This window comes from Pseudobutyrivibrio sp. ACV-2 (assembly GCF_900107545.1).
In the GTDB taxonomy this organism is placed as follows: domain Bacteria; phylum Bacillota; class Clostridia; order Lachnospirales; family Lachnospiraceae; genus Pseudobutyrivibrio.
In genome coordinates this window covers 1-15996 of record NZ_FNQZ01000016.1, presented here as the reverse complement: position 1 = coordinate 15996, position 15996 = coordinate 1, and the positions used below count along the sequence as shown (strand labels likewise).

The window sequence follows — 15996 nt, the reverse complement described above, 5'->3', positions numbered from 1 at the left end:
CGATTCGATATTCGCAACTAGTGTTAGCAAAGACTAACTTGATGTGATATTATTAGTTTAGAGGTAGATAAAACGTATAAAGTGTATAGCTAGAATGGGGGATTGGTTCTTGCTATGCAATGCAGGTCTCAATTTTTTTCCACACTTTTATCCAGAAACAAAGTATGTATTAAATAGGCAGTTATTTGGTTATAACTGGAAGACGCATTTACTTCACGTAATATGTATTGTTCCAGTTTCTGCTTTTTTAGCATGGATATGTTTACTATTTAGGTAGGAAAGCTATGACAATACATGAATTTGGTAAAGAAAATGACAAGATAATGGTGTTGCTTCATCCTGCAGTTGTGATGTGGGATTTCTTTGAGTACGTTATACCAGCGCTTGAAAAAAAGTATCATCTGATTATTCCTGCAATTCCAGGTTATGATCCAAATGTAAAAAATGATTTCACAAGTGTAGAAGAAATAGCAGTCGAACTAGAAATTTGGCTTAAAGTAAATGGAATAAGTCATGTTGACTGTATTTATGGTTGTTCTATGGGAGGAGCCTTTATTACAAAACTATTATCAAATGGATTGTTCCAGATAAGATATCAACTCCAAAATAAATTATATTGTCCAATAATATACCCTTCTGTGTTATACTAAGCTTAGTTTAGTTCGTATATACGGAGGGGTTATTTATGCCAAAAGGATCAAATCAAAAATTAAAGTTAAGCTATCTCTGTAAAATAATGCAGGTGAAAACTGATGATAAGGTGAGCATATTTATCGATAGATTCGGAAAAGACGTGACAATAAGACCTGCAGAAAACGGTCGGAGTTTTGTTGTTGTTGATGTGGCTGTATCTCAGCAGTTTTTTGGATGGGTGTTTGGACTTGGAGCTGATGTGAAGATTACAAGTCCAGAGGACGTAGTTGAAGAATATAAGACACAGATAAATAAACAATTAAAGCTATATTAATGTATTCTGAAGGGAGAAACGTAATGAAAGAATGGAAAGTTGTATTAACTGTATTAATTTCAGCTGCTTTATGTGGATGTGGCAATAGCGGAGCCACATTTAATGGAAATAAGGTAGGAACAGATGATACTTTTGAAATAGATTTTTCTATATTAAATACATCATATTCGCATGATATTGAGTGTGAGTCAGGTGACAGCTTTTCTGTATGGGTAGATAGTGAAGGTGGAAGTATTGCATTAACTATTCAAAGTGGAGAAGATGATCCAGTATATCAAGGCAACAACATTCCTACAACAAGTTTTGAAGTAGGTATTCAAGAAGCTGGAACATATACAGTTACTGTTACAGGTAAGAAGGCTAAAGGTCATGTGACTGTAGAAAAATATGAGCCTGAGGTAATAGTAGAGGAGAGTGATGACTATACACATGTGATTGATAGAGTTCTTAATGAATTTAATTTTACACCAGTGGAGTGGGGAACTACTATTGATAATTCCCAAGATGCCCTTATATCTTTAGCAGAGGATTCTACAGGTAGATACAAAGCATATGGAATAATAAGTAAAGAGAAGGGATGCTATGGAATCATACTTAATGACACTATTGATGGCACTGATTCAAACACAAATTATGCTTATGAAGAGTGGATTTATACCGAATATGAGGGTGATAAACCAGAGTTTACATGGAAGGACGATAAACTTTATTTAACATATCCTGTAGCTGATGAAGATTTAATTATCCCGAAAACAGTTCATATCGATTGTGGATATGACACCGGTCATATGGAGATAGATGTAAATGCGGTTAGTAATTAGGATGTGGAAAGAGGTTATTAATGTATCCAACTAGAAATGAGGCAAACAGACTTCTTGAAGAAGCAGAAAAAATGAATCCAGGCCCTTGGGGAAATCATAGTAGAACTGTAGCTCACTGCGCTGAATGTATTGCTGCAAAAATTGGGCTGGATGTAGACAAAGCTTATGTTGTTGGCTTACTTCACGATATTGGTCGTAGATTTGGGAAACGTCATCTTGGACATGTTTCTGATGGATATTCTTATATGATGTCTTTAGGTTACGATGAACCAGCCAGAGTATGTCTTACACATTCATTCAATGGCAAAAGCATTGACGGTTATGTTGGCAACTTTGATACAACGGATGAAGAGACGGAATTAATAAAAACAGAATTGGCCAAGATAGAACTTGATGAATATGATAAGTTAATTCAACTTTGTGATTCCATCGGTGGAGCTGAAGGTGTTATGGATATCATAGATAGAATGTCTGATGTTAAAAGAAGATACGGTTACTATGATCCTGAAAAATGGGATACTAATTTGGCGCTAAAAGATTATTTTGAGCAGAAGATGGGTGAAGATATCTACATAGTGGTTGATAAAGATAACTACAAACCTAGCAAATAACGTGAATAGTAGGGGGATTTTACTATGGAAAGAGAATTTCTAGAGGAAAGACAATTCACAAAGCTTTTAGCTGGAAAGACATATAAGATTTTCTTTGAAGGAAAAGACTGTGTCATTGCTGAAACAGAGCTAGGGGATGTTGTCATAGCTTTTAGTGAATATGAGTATTACTCTTTGTCTAATGATGAAATAGAGCAGAAAATCTATGATGGTATTAAAAGTAGAGAAAAGTAGGTATGATTGATATTAAAGCGGGAGAGACTATACAAGAATTAGTCTGTAAACACTCAATAGTATTGTTTCAATTTAGTTCCAAGTCTTGCACACCATGTGTAGCCATACGGCAACGGTTAGAAGATTGGTTATCTAATCATGAGCAGATTGAAGCAAGACATATATCTATTGATGAGCATCCAGAGCTTGCGGCACAGAATGATGTTTTGTCATTTCCTACTGTTGTTGTATATGTAGAAGGGCAAGTGGCTATCCGCGGATCTGGATATTTTAGTTTGGATGAAATCTTTGCAAAGTTAGAGCGGTTGATTGAATTAATGTCGTAGGATTGAGGGGTGAATATGGGATTATTTAATCTTTTCAAACATGTAGATATTAATGCCGAAGTAGAAGCCATGAAGGCTATAGAAAACGCAGTGCTTCTTGATGTGCGTTCTAAGGAAGAATATTTAGGTGGACACATTCCAGGAAGTAAAAATGTGCCAGTTGAGAATATAGAAAAGGTAGTGGATGTCATTGCAGATAAAAATACTCCAGTTTTTGTATATTGCCTTCGAGGTTCTAGAAGTGCATCTGCAGTAAGTGCTATGGAAAAGATGGGATATACAAATGCTAAAAGTATCGGTGGCATAGTATCTTACAAAGGAAAAACAGTAATAGGAAGTAATTAATTTTTGGACATCTATATATGCAAGTTCGAGAAAAACCCTGATATTGCAAAAGAATTTGAATATGGATAAAGGATAATAAATATGTTTCAGAAGGGGCTGTTGAGGTAGAGGGTTATACTGCAAGGAAATTAGCAGAGATTTCCGAGTATCTTAATGGTGAAGGAGCCTTTTTGCTGCTAATTGAATTGCGAGATAATCCTCAAAGGGCAAAAGCGTGAATAAAGGAAGGTTTTAAACATAAGTAAATATTAGCTTTAACACCAATTGCAGTAGGTGAATACATATATATTTGAAGCTCATCCTATTTAAATTTTTGTTTAAAAGTCTCAAATATTACCGCGTTTGATCCTGACCTCTCATCACTAGTAATCATCTTTTGGAGCAGTAAATTGAGAACAATGAAACTTTTGTGAATAAAGAGAAATGATATTACCCAAAAGGTATAATATGGATGTATATGTTATCTGCTGTAATCTGCGATTTTGTGGGGATTCGACATGGAAAGATATAGATATGATGATAAAGAACTGAAATTAATTGAAAGCAGCAGTATACCGCTTGCTGTTTATCAGTTTATTGATAAACGTGTTGTTACGGTAGCGTTATCTGAGGGATTTGTGAAGCTTATTGGCCTTGAATCATTAGAAGAGGCTTATCATCTCATGGATAATGATATGTATAGAGATGTGCATCCTGATGATGTTGCTGAATTGGCAGATGCTGCTGTGCGTTTCGCAGTAGATGGCGGAGAGTACAATCAGGTATATCGTTCCAAACTTGGTGATAAATATATCATTCTTCATTCTATAGGAAAGCATATATACAAGGAGAATGGGGTAAGACTTGCTGTTATAAACTATGTAAACGAAGGCGTTTACAATGTTGATAACAGAGACATCGCTATGGGATTTAATCTAATCCATAACAAGCATTTTCAGAGCAAAAAGGCTGCGACAGCTCTGAGTTATGATTATTTGACAGGTCTTCCTGCCATGGATTACTTTTTTGAATTGGCAGAAGCCACAAGAAGCAAGGCTGTGAATGAGTGGAGAGAATTAGTAATGATGTTCTTTGATTTAAGCGGTATGCAGGCATTTAATCAAAGATATGGTTATGAAGCTGGTGATATATTAATAAAAGAGAGTGCTAAATTACTGGTTAAGTTTTTTGGAAATTATAATTGCTGCAGAACAACAGCTGATCATTTTGTTGTATGCACAGACAGGGAAGGGATTGATGATAAGCTTAAATGTTTGGTTAAAGATTTTAAGCTTATTAATAATGGTAAGAATTTGCCTGTGAAGATAGGCATTTATGATACCAGATTTGGGTATGTAGGTCCTGCTACAGCTACGGATAGAGCTAAGATAGCCTGTGACAGCTGTGGCAAGATTTATGATTCGAAAATTGTGTATTTTGATGAGAAGATGTTGAAGCAGTTTGAGGACAGACGATACATCTTTGAAAATCTAGATAGAGCTATAGAAGATGGTTGGATAAAGGTCTGTTATCAGCCTATTATCCGTACATCTAATGGCAAGGTTTGTAATGAAGAAGCCCTTGTCAGATGGAAGGATCCTAAGAAGGGTGAAATTGGTCCTAATGATTTTATTCCTATTCTTGAGGATGCAAAGATAACATATAAACTTGACTTATATGTTGCGGAGCAGGTAATTATAAAGCTTAAGCAGCAGGCCGAGGCAGGTTTAAATGTTGTGCCTAATTCCATCAATTTATCAAAAACGGATTTTTATGCCTGTGACATTGTAGAAGAGATAAGAAAACGTGTGGACGATGCAGGGATAGATCGAAGTAGAATAGTTATCGAGTTGACTGAAAGTGTAGTTACAGATGATGTAGAATACATGATTATCCAGATAAAACGATTCCGAGAATTGGGCTTTAGTGTATGGTTAGATGATTTTGGATCTGGGTATTCCTCTCCGGATTTACTGCAGAAGATTCATTTTGATGTAATAAAGCTTGATAAGGCCTTCGTTGATAAAATTCATGAGAGTGAAGACAGTAAGGTTATTGTTTCTGAAATTGTTCGTTTAGCCAGTGGTTTAGGAAGCGATACAGTAGCTGAAGGTGTTGAAAATGAGAATCCAGTAGATTTCCTCAATGAGGTAGGGTGCACAAAACTTCAGGGCTATTATTATAGTAAGGCAGTTCCATTTGATGCTATTCTAGATAGATATAAAAACGGAGTTCAGATAGGTTTTGAGAATCCTAAAGAGGCTGAGTATTACGCAACTGTTGGTAATGTAAATATGTATGATATGTCTTTCTCAGCTGATGATAGCATTATTTCTGGTGATTACTTTGACACAATGCCTATGTTTATCGTAGAAGTAAAAGGCGATGAGATTAGACATATGAAAGGTAACAAATCCTATAAGATATTTATGGAGAAATATTATCCAAAGTTTTCTGTAAGTGAGAATTATTCGGATGGTAGAGCAGACCAAAATTTCTTCAATGCATTGATACAGTGCAAAAAAGATGGAAAGCCTGTTATCGTTGATATTAGAGGCAAGAACAACGATGTAATTCACTTGTTTATTCGTAAAGTTGCTACAAACGAAGAAAACGATGCTGTAGCGTTGTCTGTTGTAATGCTGGGGTATATTGATAATGATGCTGAACTGCGACATAAAGAGGAAATTGAACGAATTAAAAGGGAGCGTATGACTTATAACAGAGTCACTGCGCTTACAGGTGATTTTATTTGTATCTATGCAATTGATCCTGAGAATGAACATTTTGTTAGATATACCTTAGATGAAGATTATAGATACTTGGGCTTGGATAATGAAGGGGACAATTTCTTTGAAAAGTTCAGAGAGAAAGGTCTGAAAAATGTTTTTATAGAAGATATCGACCATTTCCTTACGTTGTTTTCAAAAGAAAATATTTGTAAGACAATTGAAAGTAATGGTGTTTATTCTATAAACATAAGATTAATGTATCAGGGGGCACCAAAATATGTATGTATTAAGGCTACCTATATTATTGAAGACCAAAAACAAATTCTAATACTAGGTATTGTCGATGTAGATGATCAGGTTAGAAAAGACCAGAATTATTATAAGAATCTTGCAGAGATGAGTAAGATAGCGAATCTTGATTCTCTTACTGGAGTTAAGAATAAACATGCATACATTGACGCAGAGGCTAAACTTAACCGTCTCATTGAAGAAAAAGAGGACTTAGAGTTTGCAACCATAGTTTTTGATATAAATGGTCTTAAAGAAATTAATGATTCTTTGGGACATCAGGCAGGAGACGAGTTTATTAAATCTGGATGTTCTATAATTTGTAACTTATTTAAGCACAGCCCAATATATAGAATTGGCGGAGATGAGTTTGCTGTTATTGCTCAAGGTATGGATTATCAGAATATGGACCTTATAATGGCAGAACTTGAAAAGATTAATTTGGAGAATCAAAAAACTGATAATGTTGTAATTGCTTGTGGGGCAGCAAGATACAATGGTGAGCGAAATGTAGCAGGAGTATTTGATAAGGCTGATAAAAGAATGTATGAGAATAAACGACAATTGAAAAATTATCAATTACCTGTTATACATAGTTGACAATACCACTTTTTCAGTATTTTCATGGCTAAGAATCAATCCGAGTCTCAACAGCCTCAGCACTTAATCCTAGGACTTTGGTTGAATGGGGGTCACTTTTGTGACCCCCATATTTGAATAAAAAGATTATTTCGAGCAAAAGATGGGTGAAGATATCTATATTGTGGTTGATAAAGATAATTACAAACCAAGTATATAACAAAATTGAAATGAGCCGTTCATATGGGAGGGAATTTTTCATGAAAACACTTATTGTTTATTATTCACATGAGGGAAATACGGATTTTGTTGTTAAGAAAATTGCAGAGAAGACAGGTGCGGATACACTAAGATTAGTTCCTGTTAAAAAGTATCCAGAAAAAGGATTTGCAAAATTCTTTTGGGGTGGAAAGAGTGCAGTTATGGCAGAAACACCTGAGCTTGAACCATATGCTGTGGATTTAGATTCTTATGAGCAGATAGTATTTGGATTTCCAGTATGGGCTAGTAATGTGACTCCTCCACTTAGAACATTTATAAAAGATAATCCTAGTATTAAAGAAAAGAAGATTGCAGCCGTTGCATGTCAAAGTGGAGCTGGAGCTGAGAAAGCATTTGAGAAATTGAAAGATAGTATCGGCATAGATACATTAGCTGCTACTCTTATTCTTATTGATCCAAAGGATAAACCTAGTGATGATAATGAAAGAAAAATAGAGGAATTTTGCAAGGATATATAAGATGGTAATAGGTGTAAGCGCCTGTTTATTAGGCGAAAACTGTAAATACAGCGGTGGAAATAACTATAGTGAGAGCGCGATAGAGTACATTAAGGGGCATGAAGTTGTTTCCATATGTCCGGAGGTTCTTGGAGGTCTGCCTATTCCAAGAGACCCTGCAGAAATAGTAGATGGGGTTGTTAAGCATAAGGATGGTAGTTCTGTAGATAAAGAATTTAGAGATGGAGCGAAAAAAGCACTTGAGATTTTAAAAGATACGGGTGCAGAGCTTGTTATCTTACAATCTAGAAGTCCATCCTGTGGTGTTAATACTATATATGATGGCACTTTCTCAGGAAAACTAATTTCTGGCAATGGTGTATTCGTAGAATTACTTAAAGCTGAAGGATTTAATGTGATAGATGTAGAAGAACTGTAGAAGGAGAATAGGCTTATGAGTAGTTTGAAATTAATAAATGGATCATGTGCAGACCAAAAGGTTGATGCAGTTGTTAATGCTGCCAATAGATATTTAGCTGCTGGTGGTGGTATATGTGGATGTTATCTTTAGTAAGGCTGGAATGAAAGAACTATCAGATGCCTGTGATAAATGCAATCCACCTTTAAATGATGGAGAGGCAGCTATTACTCCAGCTTTTAACATGACTAATTGTAAATATATAATTTATGCGGTCGGACCAAACTTTGGATATAATTGCAGATATCTTTAATAGGTAATTCGGGGGAATTAAAATGCAGGAAAAAATTAATAAACAGCTTAGTTTGACTGGAAATATGCTTAAAGTAATAGCCATTATTGCAATGACTATTGATCATTTGGCTTGGATGGGTATAGAGACTTATACTCAAGCAGAAAGCGTTAGTCAGATATTATTGCATATGGTTGGAAGGCTTACAGCTCCTATAATGATATTTTTTGTAGCTGAAGGATATCATCATACTCATGATTATTATAGATACCTAAAAAGGATGGCTATCTTAGCTCTTATAAGTCATTTTGCCTTTTGTTATTTTAATATGTCTAGCTTTAATCCTTTTAAGAATCTGATTTTTAATTCAACGAGCATAGCATGGCCACTTATGTGGGGGCTTATTTTTCTTAAAGTATGGGATTCAACAAAATTTAAAACGTGGATTAAAGTATTGATTACTATTATAGGGTGTATTTTAACCTGTACAGCTGACTGGAGCTGTGCAGCAACAATAGCAATTTTGTTAATTGGTCGAAACCACGGAAAGTTTCATAGACAAATGCTGTATCTTATGTTTTCCGTGAGTATGTACGCAGTTGCTTTTTTTATAGTTCACAGCCACATATATGGAATATTACATTTGGCATGCTGGGGAACAGTACCGCTTTTAGCTCTATATAACGGTAAAAGAGGAGACTGCAAATGGCTGGGTAAGTTCTTCTACTGGTATTATCCGGCACACCTAGCCGCAATAGGATTAATATATAGATTATTTTTTCTTAGGGGTTGATTATTTCTTCATCAGCATCAAGTGATTCTGGGGCAATATAAAATGGGCTTCTAGGGTTTTCGATAGAATCTGCAGCACCTGTATATTCAGCATTGTTAACCATTTCAATGTAGTCATTTATTTCTGAATTTTCTTGATCAGTTGCAAGTAGAAGAACAATAAATTATTCATTATTAGAGTTAAGAATAAACTCAATTAATAGCTCTATTTCTTCGCCTTCCATAAGGCCACTATAGATATAATATCTACTTTTTTCACCAGCAACGCTGGAATCTAGAGCAAGCTCTCTATATGGGTCCTCTAGGTACTCTGTTATTATGGAATCAGCTAGTTCATCATAATCTTTACCTGTGCCCATGTAATAGGTTTCCCAAAAGCCTTCGTCAACTGTTTGACTATTTATTATCAGATTTGAGTATTCTGACTCAAAATACCTCCTCCCTTTGAGCACTCAGACATATTTTATTTTAGGTTTTTATAAATCATTGCAGATAGACGGAATATTAAACAACATAACAAGTATATTTGTGGCTATATTTACTATTTACGTAATTTTTAACATTTCTATTAATTTTTATACTATACTTCCGAGATAATTGAATAGTGAAGAGAAAAACTATTAGATTTTGTTAATGAAAAATAGTGTAAAAATAGTGTAATTTTAGTGGAGAAATAGCACCTTTTCTGATATGATATATATTGTCAGGAGGTGCTATTTTAGTGATAAAAGTAACCTTAAATAATGAAATTTTGAAGTACATTACTGAGATAGAAAAAAACAGATTTAAAGTGTCGACTGTAAATATTTCTGTGTCTGTAGCAAATAAGCTCAGAAAAAACTCAAAGAAAAAAAGCTCCTATGCCTCTACGAAAATAGAGGGGAATCCTCTCTCGGAGAAGCAGGTTGATGAAGTAATTGAAAGTGATGAGCGAAAACATTATCTAAGACCTGAGCAAGAGGTTCGTAATTATTTTCTTGCACTGAATTATCTTGAAGAAAAGGCTAAAAAAAAGGAGAAGTTTTCTAAGAAACTGATTCTTGATGTGCAGAAATATGTTGAAAAAGGTGCTTCGAAAGAGAAAATTGGCCTTAGAGGTCCAATGCCACCAGGAGTATTATTCGCAGTATATGATTCAAAAAGCGGACATCCTGATTACATTCCGCCAGAATATATTGATATTCCAGATTTATTGGATGAACTAGTGGAGTATGTAAACACTACAGATGATCATCCACTGATAGTGGCTGCAGTTGTTCATTATCAACTAGTTACCATTCATCCTTTTGAAGATGGAAATGGACGTACTGCCAGACTTTTATCTGGATATATACTTGATATTAACGGATTTGGATTTAATGGAATAGGTTCATTAGAAGAATATTTTGCTTATGATATAGAAGAATATTACTATTCTATCCAAATGGGCTTGCCATCACTTTATTATTCAGGTAGGGACAATCCTCCACATTCAGAGATTTGGTTTAATTACTTTCTCAGAATGGTACTCCTTTATTCCAATAAGGTTTGCGAAATATCTGAGAACAGCAGTGGAGAAGAACTTGAAGGCAGCTTGTCATATCTGAAAGGAAAAGAAAAGGAACTGCTTTTACTTCTCTTGAAGAGATACAAGGGTGAATTTACACCTATTGAAGTTAGCCGTGAGCTTGGAGTGACAAATAAAACTGTTATTAATCGTTTAGCAGTGCTTGTTAAAAGTGGATTTGTAAAACCTAATATGGTAAAAGAGCGAATCCGTTCTTATGAGCTAAGTTCGTTTGCAAAAGATAATGAAAATGGAATAAAGAAATTACTTAAATAGTAAAATATAGGCGTGGTTACAATTGTAGCCACGCTTTCTTTATAAAGCTTCGATTCATTCATTACTCAGTCTCCGTAGTACGAAATTAAAAAATCTATTAGTTATAGTTTCTTAGAATATCTAATCCTAGTAGAAGAGCTTTCTCGTGAGCATTTGTTCCAAAGTCTCGTTCATCATAATCATGAACGTTAGCCAGCGAATCAGCAGTAAACAAAAACTGTCCAAACTTGGCGCCTCTTTTCCTACAGCAAGCAGCTAGTGCAGAACATTCCATCTCTACAACGGTACAACCTTCTGAAATCCTATGTTTTACCATATCTTTGGTCTCTCGGAAAAATGCATCAGTTGTCCAAGTGGTACATGCCACAAATGGTAGTTCATGTTTTATAAAAGTGTTTTCAATTACTGAAACAGGTTCCTCGTCGAGTTCAATATATCTTGAAGCTGGAAGATAGTGATACGAAGTACCTTCTGCTCTAAGGGCTTTGGTTGGAACTAAAAAAGCATTCTCAGGTATGTCCGCCAGAACGCCACAAGAACCTACAGCAATTACTTTCTTACAACCACAGCTTACCAATACATCCATTACCTGTGAAGCTGCAGGTGCTCCAATCTGTGATTGGACCAGACAAATATCTTCATTTTTCTCACGAAGTACATAAATCTTGGTTGTATGGGATACGTTGATCATCTCTTCGACAACGTCAGCGCAATTTTTTTTAGCATATTCATGAACGACATCTCCTAGAAATGTAAAAAGACATTTCTCTGGAAGCTTTAAATCTGGACAGTCGTGAGTTGGAGAAATAACTTCTTTTGAACTAGTATCATATTCCAAAATTGGAATTTCATTTTTGATAATCATATACATCCTCCTTGTAGTTTATATATTAATCAAACTCATCTACAAATTATATATATTGGTAAGTATTGTACTTCATTGTCAGGTAAATGGCTATAAAAAAATCTTCATGGAGAGAATCCACGGAGGAAGAGTAGCTTACTCGATTAAATTAAAATATTCTGCCAAACAAAAGAGTGTTTTACTATAACTCCGTTTATATTACAATTCTTTCATAGCTTTATGTTATATAGAGTGCCCATTTGGTAATATTACTGCATATACTATGAAATGCAATTATTTTATTAATGAGGGAAATTTGGATCAAGCTTTTGAATCACTTTATAGTGCTGTTGCCACCGCATCTGAAATGTATGAATGGGTGAAGAAACAAACAACAGATGAACAAGTGCTAGAAGACTATAAGTTCTTTAAAGAAAATGTTCCTTGTTGGGCATATAGATTTAGCAAAAACTTTGATTCTGATGACAATATTGTTACGCAGGACATAAGATACAAAAAAGCCATTGAAAATCTACATGCAAAATAGAGAGAAGAGGACAGTGTTACTAGCTGTCCTCTTGCTGTTAAGGAATTAACTATTTTATTATCATTAAAAGATTCTGCCAAGCCAAATTCGGCATAGAATAAACAGTTTTAAAATGTATAGGTCAATAACAACTTGTTATTTAGCACCTTCATATAGTAAAATTTTAGTGCCATTGGTTGGCAGCGTAATACTAGAAGGAGGCGGCATAATGTTAGATAACAAAGGTTTTGATTTGTGGGCAGATGGCTATGATAGAGCTGTAGGTCTGTCAGAAGAAGCTAATTCATATCCGTTTGCTGGATATAAGGAAGTTCTTGGAGACATTTTCCAGGAAGTTGTTTCAAAAGAGGATTCCAAAGCCCATCAAACTGAAATTTATCTTCTGATACCATTTTCATTAAAAGTTTTCTTAAGAGCTCTTTCCACAAACACAATTGAACCCAATATAGCCACAAGCTGTATGCCTTCAACAATAAGTGTAATATATCCAATTGCATTTTCACTCGAATGTGAAAAAGTTTAGTTGCCCTTTCTTTGAATAATCCAAACAACAGTCCTACTGTTGCAAATGGTATAACCAGTACTCCGCACATCCAAGCTCCTAGATTCATCATATTCCTCCCATACTTATGTCCGCGTTTAGTATCATCAACAATAACCCATCCAAATTTGATTCAACTAACCCTCCGCATTATTTATTGTTTTGCGGAGGTTTAGGCTATTTATCATCTTTTAATTGCTTTTTGAAGAGCTTTGGATAATCTCTACGTGTGTCAAAAATATGATATATGTATACGGCTTCATCTATAAATCTAAATATAGCAACGTGTTTGTCGCATATTAGCATTCTATACCCACGTTTATTAAGCCAAGAATCTGGAGTATCACAGCCGATTTCTGGAGAAGTTTCTAAAAGCTCAATTTTATCTAAAATAGAATCGCTTACATTAATTGCTGTTTCTATATCGAATTCAAGCGCATAATAATCCTCAATAGATTTTAAATCATTCCATGCTGATGGAAGTATTTCAACTTTATAATTCATGCATGCGCTCCCTTAAAAGTTTTCTAGCTTCCGACACACTAAGTGTTTTCTCGCCACGAATTCTTTCTTCCTCAGCTTGTAAGACCTTTTCACGTAGATTAAGGATTTCTTCACGTTTTTCAAATGCATTCATATTCATGTAAACACCATCGCCTTCACCGTTAACAGTAATGTATATAGGCTCTTCAGTTTCTTTTGCTAAATCTGAAATTTGTGAATAACTATTTCTTAAAGCTGCAGATGGTTTAATAATCATATACGAAACCTCCCATATTAATCTTGTTATATCTCTTGTTAACTCACTTTTTCTCACTTTTTCTCACTTTTTCATAGTCACATAGATGAAGCTATCTAAGTCCATGCCATTCCCCATGGCCAAAACTATGGATATACAGGTATTTGGGGTGCACTTAATAAGACGTCGCCTTATTATCACTATGATTGGCCCTTCTTATCCCCAAGTCCTTACGGCAGCCTAACCTCCCATGTCATACGGGATCACCTGATTCCAGGGTCCTTAATTCCTTCGTTCTGCTTATCCATAAAGGGGCGTCATTATGCTCCATTGCTGAGTCATGCTCTGATGGAAAAAAATCCGACTACGGCTCTCTATGTTGTATTTAAAAGTTTCTGCTCATCCCAGCACCTTTCGGCGGACGTCTTCCTGAAATTTACAGTTGTTTTCTTATGCTGCTACAGGCTGCCTATGTATATCCGACATCATCTTGGCTGGATCATAGGTCACACCTTTAGTTAAAATTGCAAAGAAAACTCTTATCAGCTTACAGCTGATTGCAATCACTGATTGCTTCCTTTTTAAAGGATTCTGTGCTCTTGTTGTGTAATACTTATGCAGTGCTTTGAATTCTGGATTTGTAGCTATTAAAGGGATTGCTGCATTGAACAGCACAGCTCGTAGCTTACTTCGACCTCTTTTACTTATGGTCGTTTGTCCCTTATGCTTTCCTGAACTATTCTCTCTAAGAGAAAGCCCTGCAAGCTTTTGTATCTGCCGTGGTGAATCGAAACGTCTTACGTCACCAACTTCAGCCAAGAATCCAGCAACAGTGATTAATCCTATACCTTTAATGGCAAGCAACTGCTCGCTTTCAGGTATCTTCTTACACAAGCTTTCTATCTCTTCCATGATGGAATTTAACTGTGTCATTTTGTAATCATAATCCTCAAGCATCATCTTCATCTCAAACTCTGCTGCGGTAGTTCCCTTCTTCAGACCGATACTTCTTTTTGCTGTTTCCCACAGAGTCATTGCTCTTTTCATTCCAACAGCTCGAAGTTTTTCATTTCTCCAAAGTTGGTTTATTCCTTCAGGTCCAAGATTTACTATTGCTTCTGGAGTACATGCATGTCTTAAAACGAGCATGCTACTTTGTGATTCATAGTCCCCAAACACATCTTTATATTCAGGGAAATATATGGCAAACCATCTTGCAATGCGATTTTTAATCTGGGTAAGTTCCCTAATGATTCGCTTACGATTGGTTGCCAACACTCTTAAATCTGCATAAACACCATCAGGTGTATATGGAGCAGAATATCTGCCTTCAATAACTAGCTTTGCTATTACCTTAGGATCTTTACAATCATTTTTACTTTGGCTGTTATCATCCAGTTCCTTGGTCTGCTTTACCGCATAAGGGTTAACCATAACCAGTAGGATGCCTCCATCCTCAAGATAAGCGCCAAGGTCAAACCAGTAATGACCAGTTGGCTCAATTCCTACTATCACATCTGACTTATTGTTTTTATTTAGTAACCACTGCATCCAATTCTTGAAGCTATCAAAACCGTCTCGACTGTTGCTAAACTTAAAAACTTTACCTAGTTCAATGCCTCTCCAATCAAAGGCTCTAGCATAATGTGTAGTACTTCCTATATCAATTCCAACTACCAAAGTTGATTCTTTTACTTGATTGATTCTCTCATTCTGCTTACAATTCATTTGTGGGTGTCTCCTTTGAACAATGATTTTTATTAACCGGCAAGTTAACAATCATTATTCTATGAGAGGCACTCATTTTTTACAAACCTGATATTTTTACCCTAACAGGAATGCTCCATAGTTGATATATCATAATTCTATCATTATTATACATTGTAGACACAGTGAGCGCAATGTTATAAATTTTATATATATGCAAAACGATTATTTAATGGAAAGATAGACATATATGAATAACACCGCCCTAAGTTGAGTGTTGAGTTGCAATCTAAGGCGGTGTATATTAACGATATTTTATTCATAATGTCCGCGACATGAAATTATACGTATATTTTCGTTCTCAAAATCATAAACAAGGCGGTCTACATCATTTATTCTACGGCTCCAAAACCCACTGAGGTTTTCCTTTAACGGTTCAGGTTTTCCAATACCATTATATGGATCACGTTGGGCATCTTTTATTAGTGAATTAATTCTTTTTAAAGTCTTTTTATCTTGGGTTTGCCAATAAAGATAATCATCCCAACCTCTGTCTTCCCATAGGATTCCCATTAATCTTCATCCTCCAGTAGTTCATGTTCTTCAAAGTGAGCTTTTCCTGTTTTGATATCATTTGCGATGCCTTCAAGATATCTTATATTTGATTCAGAATAAAATGGATCTGCAGAGACT

Annotated in this window: 21 protein-coding genes; 15 read left to right on the top strand and 6 right to left on the bottom strand. The window is 35.3% G+C overall.

Annotation, left to right across the window (positions count from 1 at the left end; all coding sequences use genetic code 11):
- Positions 1 to 284 precede the first annotated feature (284 nt).
- From BLV53_RS13720 to BLV53_RS13665, 12 genes are all read left to right on the top strand, one after another.
- Positions 285 to 650: an alpha/beta fold hydrolase gene (locus tag BLV53_RS13720; protein ID WP_090301849.1), complete on the top strand. Its 366-nt coding sequence runs from the start codon at positions 285 to 287 to the stop codon at positions 648 to 650.
- Positions 651 to 685: 35 nt separating this feature from the next.
- The gene (locus BLV53_RS13715) at positions 686 to 967 is read left to right on the top strand and encodes a WCX domain-containing protein (RefSeq protein ID WP_090301847.1); all 282 of its coding nucleotides are present in this window, start codon (positions 686 to 688) and stop codon (positions 965 to 967) included.
- A gap of 23 nt (positions 968 to 990) precedes the next feature.
- Positions 991 to 1788 (top strand): hypothetical protein, encoded by a 798-nt coding sequence (locus BLV53_RS13710; RefSeq protein WP_090301845.1) that lies wholly within the window; start codon positions 991 to 993, stop codon positions 1786 to 1788.
- Between the two features lie 20 nt (positions 1789 to 1808).
- A complete protein-coding gene (locus tag BLV53_RS13705; protein WP_090301843.1) occupies positions 1809 to 2399 on the top strand; it encodes an HD domain-containing protein in 591 nt (196 codons plus the stop codon).
- Between the two features lie 24 nt (positions 2400 to 2423).
- Positions 2424 to 2633 carry a hypothetical protein gene (locus BLV53_RS13700; RefSeq protein WP_090301841.1) on the top strand — a complete coding sequence of 70 codons (210 nt, stop codon included), beginning with the start codon at positions 2424 to 2426 and terminating at the stop codon, positions 2631 to 2633.
- Positions 2634 to 2635: 2 nt separating this feature from the next.
- The gene (locus BLV53_RS13695; RefSeq protein ID WP_090301839.1) at positions 2636 to 2959 is read left to right on the top strand and encodes a thioredoxin family protein; all 324 of its coding nucleotides are present in this window, start codon (positions 2636 to 2638) and stop codon (positions 2957 to 2959) included.
- 15 nt (positions 2960 to 2974) lie between these two features.
- On the top strand, positions 2975 to 3304 hold the full coding sequence (locus BLV53_RS13690; protein WP_090301837.1) for a rhodanese-like domain-containing protein: 330 nt from the start codon (positions 2975 to 2977) through the stop codon (positions 3302 to 3304).
- A 497-nt stretch (positions 3305 to 3801) separates the two neighbouring features.
- A complete protein-coding gene (locus BLV53_RS13685) occupies positions 3802 to 6903 on the top strand; it encodes a sensor domain-containing diguanylate cyclase (RefSeq protein WP_090301835.1) in 3102 nt (1033 codons plus the stop codon).
- 239 nt (positions 6904 to 7142) lie between these two features.
- Entirely contained in the window at positions 7143 to 7622 is a 480-nt protein-coding gene (locus BLV53_RS13680) for a flavodoxin family protein (protein ID WP_090301833.1), read from the top strand.
- A 1-nt stretch (position 7623) separates the two neighbouring features.
- The gene (locus BLV53_RS13675) at positions 7624 to 8040 is read left to right on the top strand and encodes a 2-thiouracil desulfurase family protein (RefSeq protein ID WP_090301831.1); all 417 of its coding nucleotides are present in this window, start codon (positions 7624 to 7626) and stop codon (positions 8038 to 8040) included.
- A 115-nt stretch (positions 8041 to 8155) separates the two neighbouring features.
- Positions 8156 to 8332, top strand: coding sequence for a macro domain-containing protein (locus tag BLV53_RS13670; protein WP_090301829.1), 177 nt, complete (start codon positions 8156 to 8158; stop codon positions 8330 to 8332).
- A 22-nt stretch (positions 8333 to 8354) separates the two neighbouring features.
- The gene (locus BLV53_RS13665) at positions 8355 to 9104 is read left to right on the top strand and encodes a TraX family protein (protein WP_090301827.1); all 750 of its coding nucleotides are present in this window, start codon (positions 8355 to 8357) and stop codon (positions 9102 to 9104) included.
- Positions 9105 to 9267: 163 nt separating this feature from the next.
- Here the strand turns inward: BLV53_RS13665 and BLV53_RS13660 are convergent, their stop codons facing one another.
- A complete protein-coding gene (locus BLV53_RS13660; RefSeq protein ID WP_090301825.1) occupies positions 9268 to 9462 on the bottom strand; it encodes a hypothetical protein in 195 nt (64 codons plus the stop codon).
- A 362-nt stretch (positions 9463 to 9824) separates the two neighbouring features.
- On the opposite strand from BLV53_RS13660, the gene BLV53_RS13655 reads away from it, so the two are divergent.
- Complete coding sequence (locus BLV53_RS13655) at positions 9825 to 10925, top strand: Fic family protein (RefSeq protein ID WP_090301823.1); 1101 nt, start codon at positions 9825 to 9827, stop codon at positions 10923 to 10925.
- Positions 10926 to 11022: 97 nt separating this feature from the next.
- Here BLV53_RS13655 and BLV53_RS13650 read toward each other — a convergent pair whose 3' ends face one another.
- Positions 11023 to 11790, bottom strand: coding sequence for a nucleoside phosphorylase (locus BLV53_RS13650; protein WP_090171388.1), 768 nt, complete (start codon positions 11788 to 11790; stop codon positions 11023 to 11025).
- A gap of 295 nt (positions 11791 to 12085) precedes the next feature.
- Between BLV53_RS13650 and BLV53_RS13645 the strand changes: the two genes are divergently transcribed.
- Both BLV53_RS13645 and BLV53_RS17670 read left to right on the top strand, forming a co-directional pair.
- Positions 12086 to 12316, top strand: a complete 231-nt coding sequence (locus BLV53_RS13645) for a hypothetical protein (RefSeq protein WP_090301821.1) — start codon at positions 12086 to 12088, stop codon at positions 12314 to 12316.
- A 208-nt stretch (positions 12317 to 12524) separates the two neighbouring features.
- Positions 12525 to 12839 carry a hypothetical protein gene (locus BLV53_RS17670; protein ID WP_170830869.1) on the top strand — a complete coding sequence of 105 codons (315 nt, stop codon included), beginning with the start codon at positions 12525 to 12527 and terminating at the stop codon, positions 12837 to 12839.
- A gap of 195 nt (positions 12840 to 13034) precedes the next feature.
- On the opposite strand, the gene BLV53_RS13635 is transcribed toward BLV53_RS17670, so the two are convergent.
- The 4 genes from BLV53_RS13635 to BLV53_RS13620 form a co-directional block, all read right to left on the bottom strand.
- Entirely contained in the window at positions 13035 to 13361 is a 327-nt protein-coding gene (locus BLV53_RS13635) for a type II toxin-antitoxin system RelE/ParE family toxin (protein WP_090301817.1), read from the bottom strand.
- Positions 13351 to 13617, bottom strand: coding sequence for a type II toxin-antitoxin system Phd/YefM family antitoxin (locus tag BLV53_RS13630; protein ID WP_090301815.1), 267 nt, complete (start codon positions 13615 to 13617; stop codon positions 13351 to 13353). Before BLV53_RS13630 ends, BLV53_RS13635 begins: the two co-directional genes overlap by 11 nt.
- 429 nt (positions 13618 to 14046) lie before the next feature.
- Positions 14047 to 15324, bottom strand: coding sequence for an IS110 family RNA-guided transposase (locus BLV53_RS13625; RefSeq protein WP_090301813.1), 1278 nt, complete (start codon positions 15322 to 15324; stop codon positions 14047 to 14049).
- 294 nt (positions 15325 to 15618) lie between these two features.
- A complete protein-coding gene (locus BLV53_RS13620) occupies positions 15619 to 15876 on the bottom strand; it encodes a Txe/YoeB family addiction module toxin (RefSeq protein WP_090301811.1) in 258 nt (85 codons plus the stop codon).
- Between the last annotated feature and the right edge of the window lie 120 nt (positions 15877 to 15996).

Coding starts and splice junctions, on each gene's coding strand:
- BLV53_RS13650 (WP_090171388.1), bottom strand. CDS start 11,790: ATGATTATCAAAAATGAAATTCCAATTTTGGAATATGATACTAGTTCA.
- BLV53_RS13690 (WP_090301837.1), top strand. CDS start 2,975: ATGGGATTATTTAATCTTTTCAAACATGTAGATATTAATGCCGAAGTA.
- BLV53_RS13625 (WP_090301813.1), bottom strand. CDS start 15,324: ATGAATTGTAAGCAGAATGAGAGAATCAATCAAGTAAAAGAATCAACT.
- BLV53_RS13695 (WP_090301839.1), top strand. CDS start 2,636: ATGATTGATATTAAAGCGGGAGAGACTATACAAGAATTAGTCTGTAAA.
- BLV53_RS13635 (WP_090301817.1), bottom strand. CDS start 13,361: ATGAATTATAAAGTTGAAATACTTCCATCAGCATGGAATGATTTAAAA.
- BLV53_RS13630 (WP_090301815.1), bottom strand. CDS start 13,617: ATGATTATTAAACCATCTGCAGCTTTAAGAAATAGTTATTCACAAATT.
- BLV53_RS13715 (WP_090301847.1), top strand. CDS start 686: ATGCCAAAAGGATCAAATCAAAAATTAAAGTTAAGCTATCTCTGTAAA.
- BLV53_RS17670 (WP_170830869.1), top strand. CDS start 12,525: ATGTTAGATAACAAAGGTTTTGATTTGTGGGCAGATGGCTATGATAGA.
- BLV53_RS13710 (WP_090301845.1), top strand. CDS start 991: ATGAAAGAATGGAAAGTTGTATTAACTGTATTAATTTCAGCTGCTTTA.
- BLV53_RS13620 (WP_090301811.1), bottom strand. CDS start 15,876: ATGGGAATCCTATGGGAAGACAGAGGTTGGGATGATTATCTTTATTGG.
- BLV53_RS13675 (WP_090301831.1), top strand. CDS start 7,624: ATGGTAATAGGTGTAAGCGCCTGTTTATTAGGCGAAAACTGTAAATAC.
- BLV53_RS13685 (WP_090301835.1), top strand. CDS start 3,802: ATGGAAAGATATAGATATGATGATAAAGAACTGAAATTAATTGAAAGC.
- BLV53_RS13720 (WP_090301849.1), top strand. CDS start 285: ATGACAATACATGAATTTGGTAAAGAAAATGACAAGATAATGGTGTTG.
- BLV53_RS13700 (WP_090301841.1), top strand. CDS start 2,424: ATGGAAAGAGAATTTCTAGAGGAAAGACAATTCACAAAGCTTTTAGCT.
- BLV53_RS13665 (WP_090301827.1), top strand. CDS start 8,355: ATGCAGGAAAAAATTAATAAACAGCTTAGTTTGACTGGAAATATGCTT.
- BLV53_RS13660 (WP_090301825.1), bottom strand. CDS start 9,462: ATGGGCACAGGTAAAGATTATGATGAACTAGCTGATTCCATAATAACA.
- BLV53_RS13705 (WP_090301843.1), top strand. CDS start 1,809: ATGTATCCAACTAGAAATGAGGCAAACAGACTTCTTGAAGAAGCAGAA.
- BLV53_RS13680 (WP_090301833.1), top strand. CDS start 7,143: ATGAAAACACTTATTGTTTATTATTCACATGAGGGAAATACGGATTTT.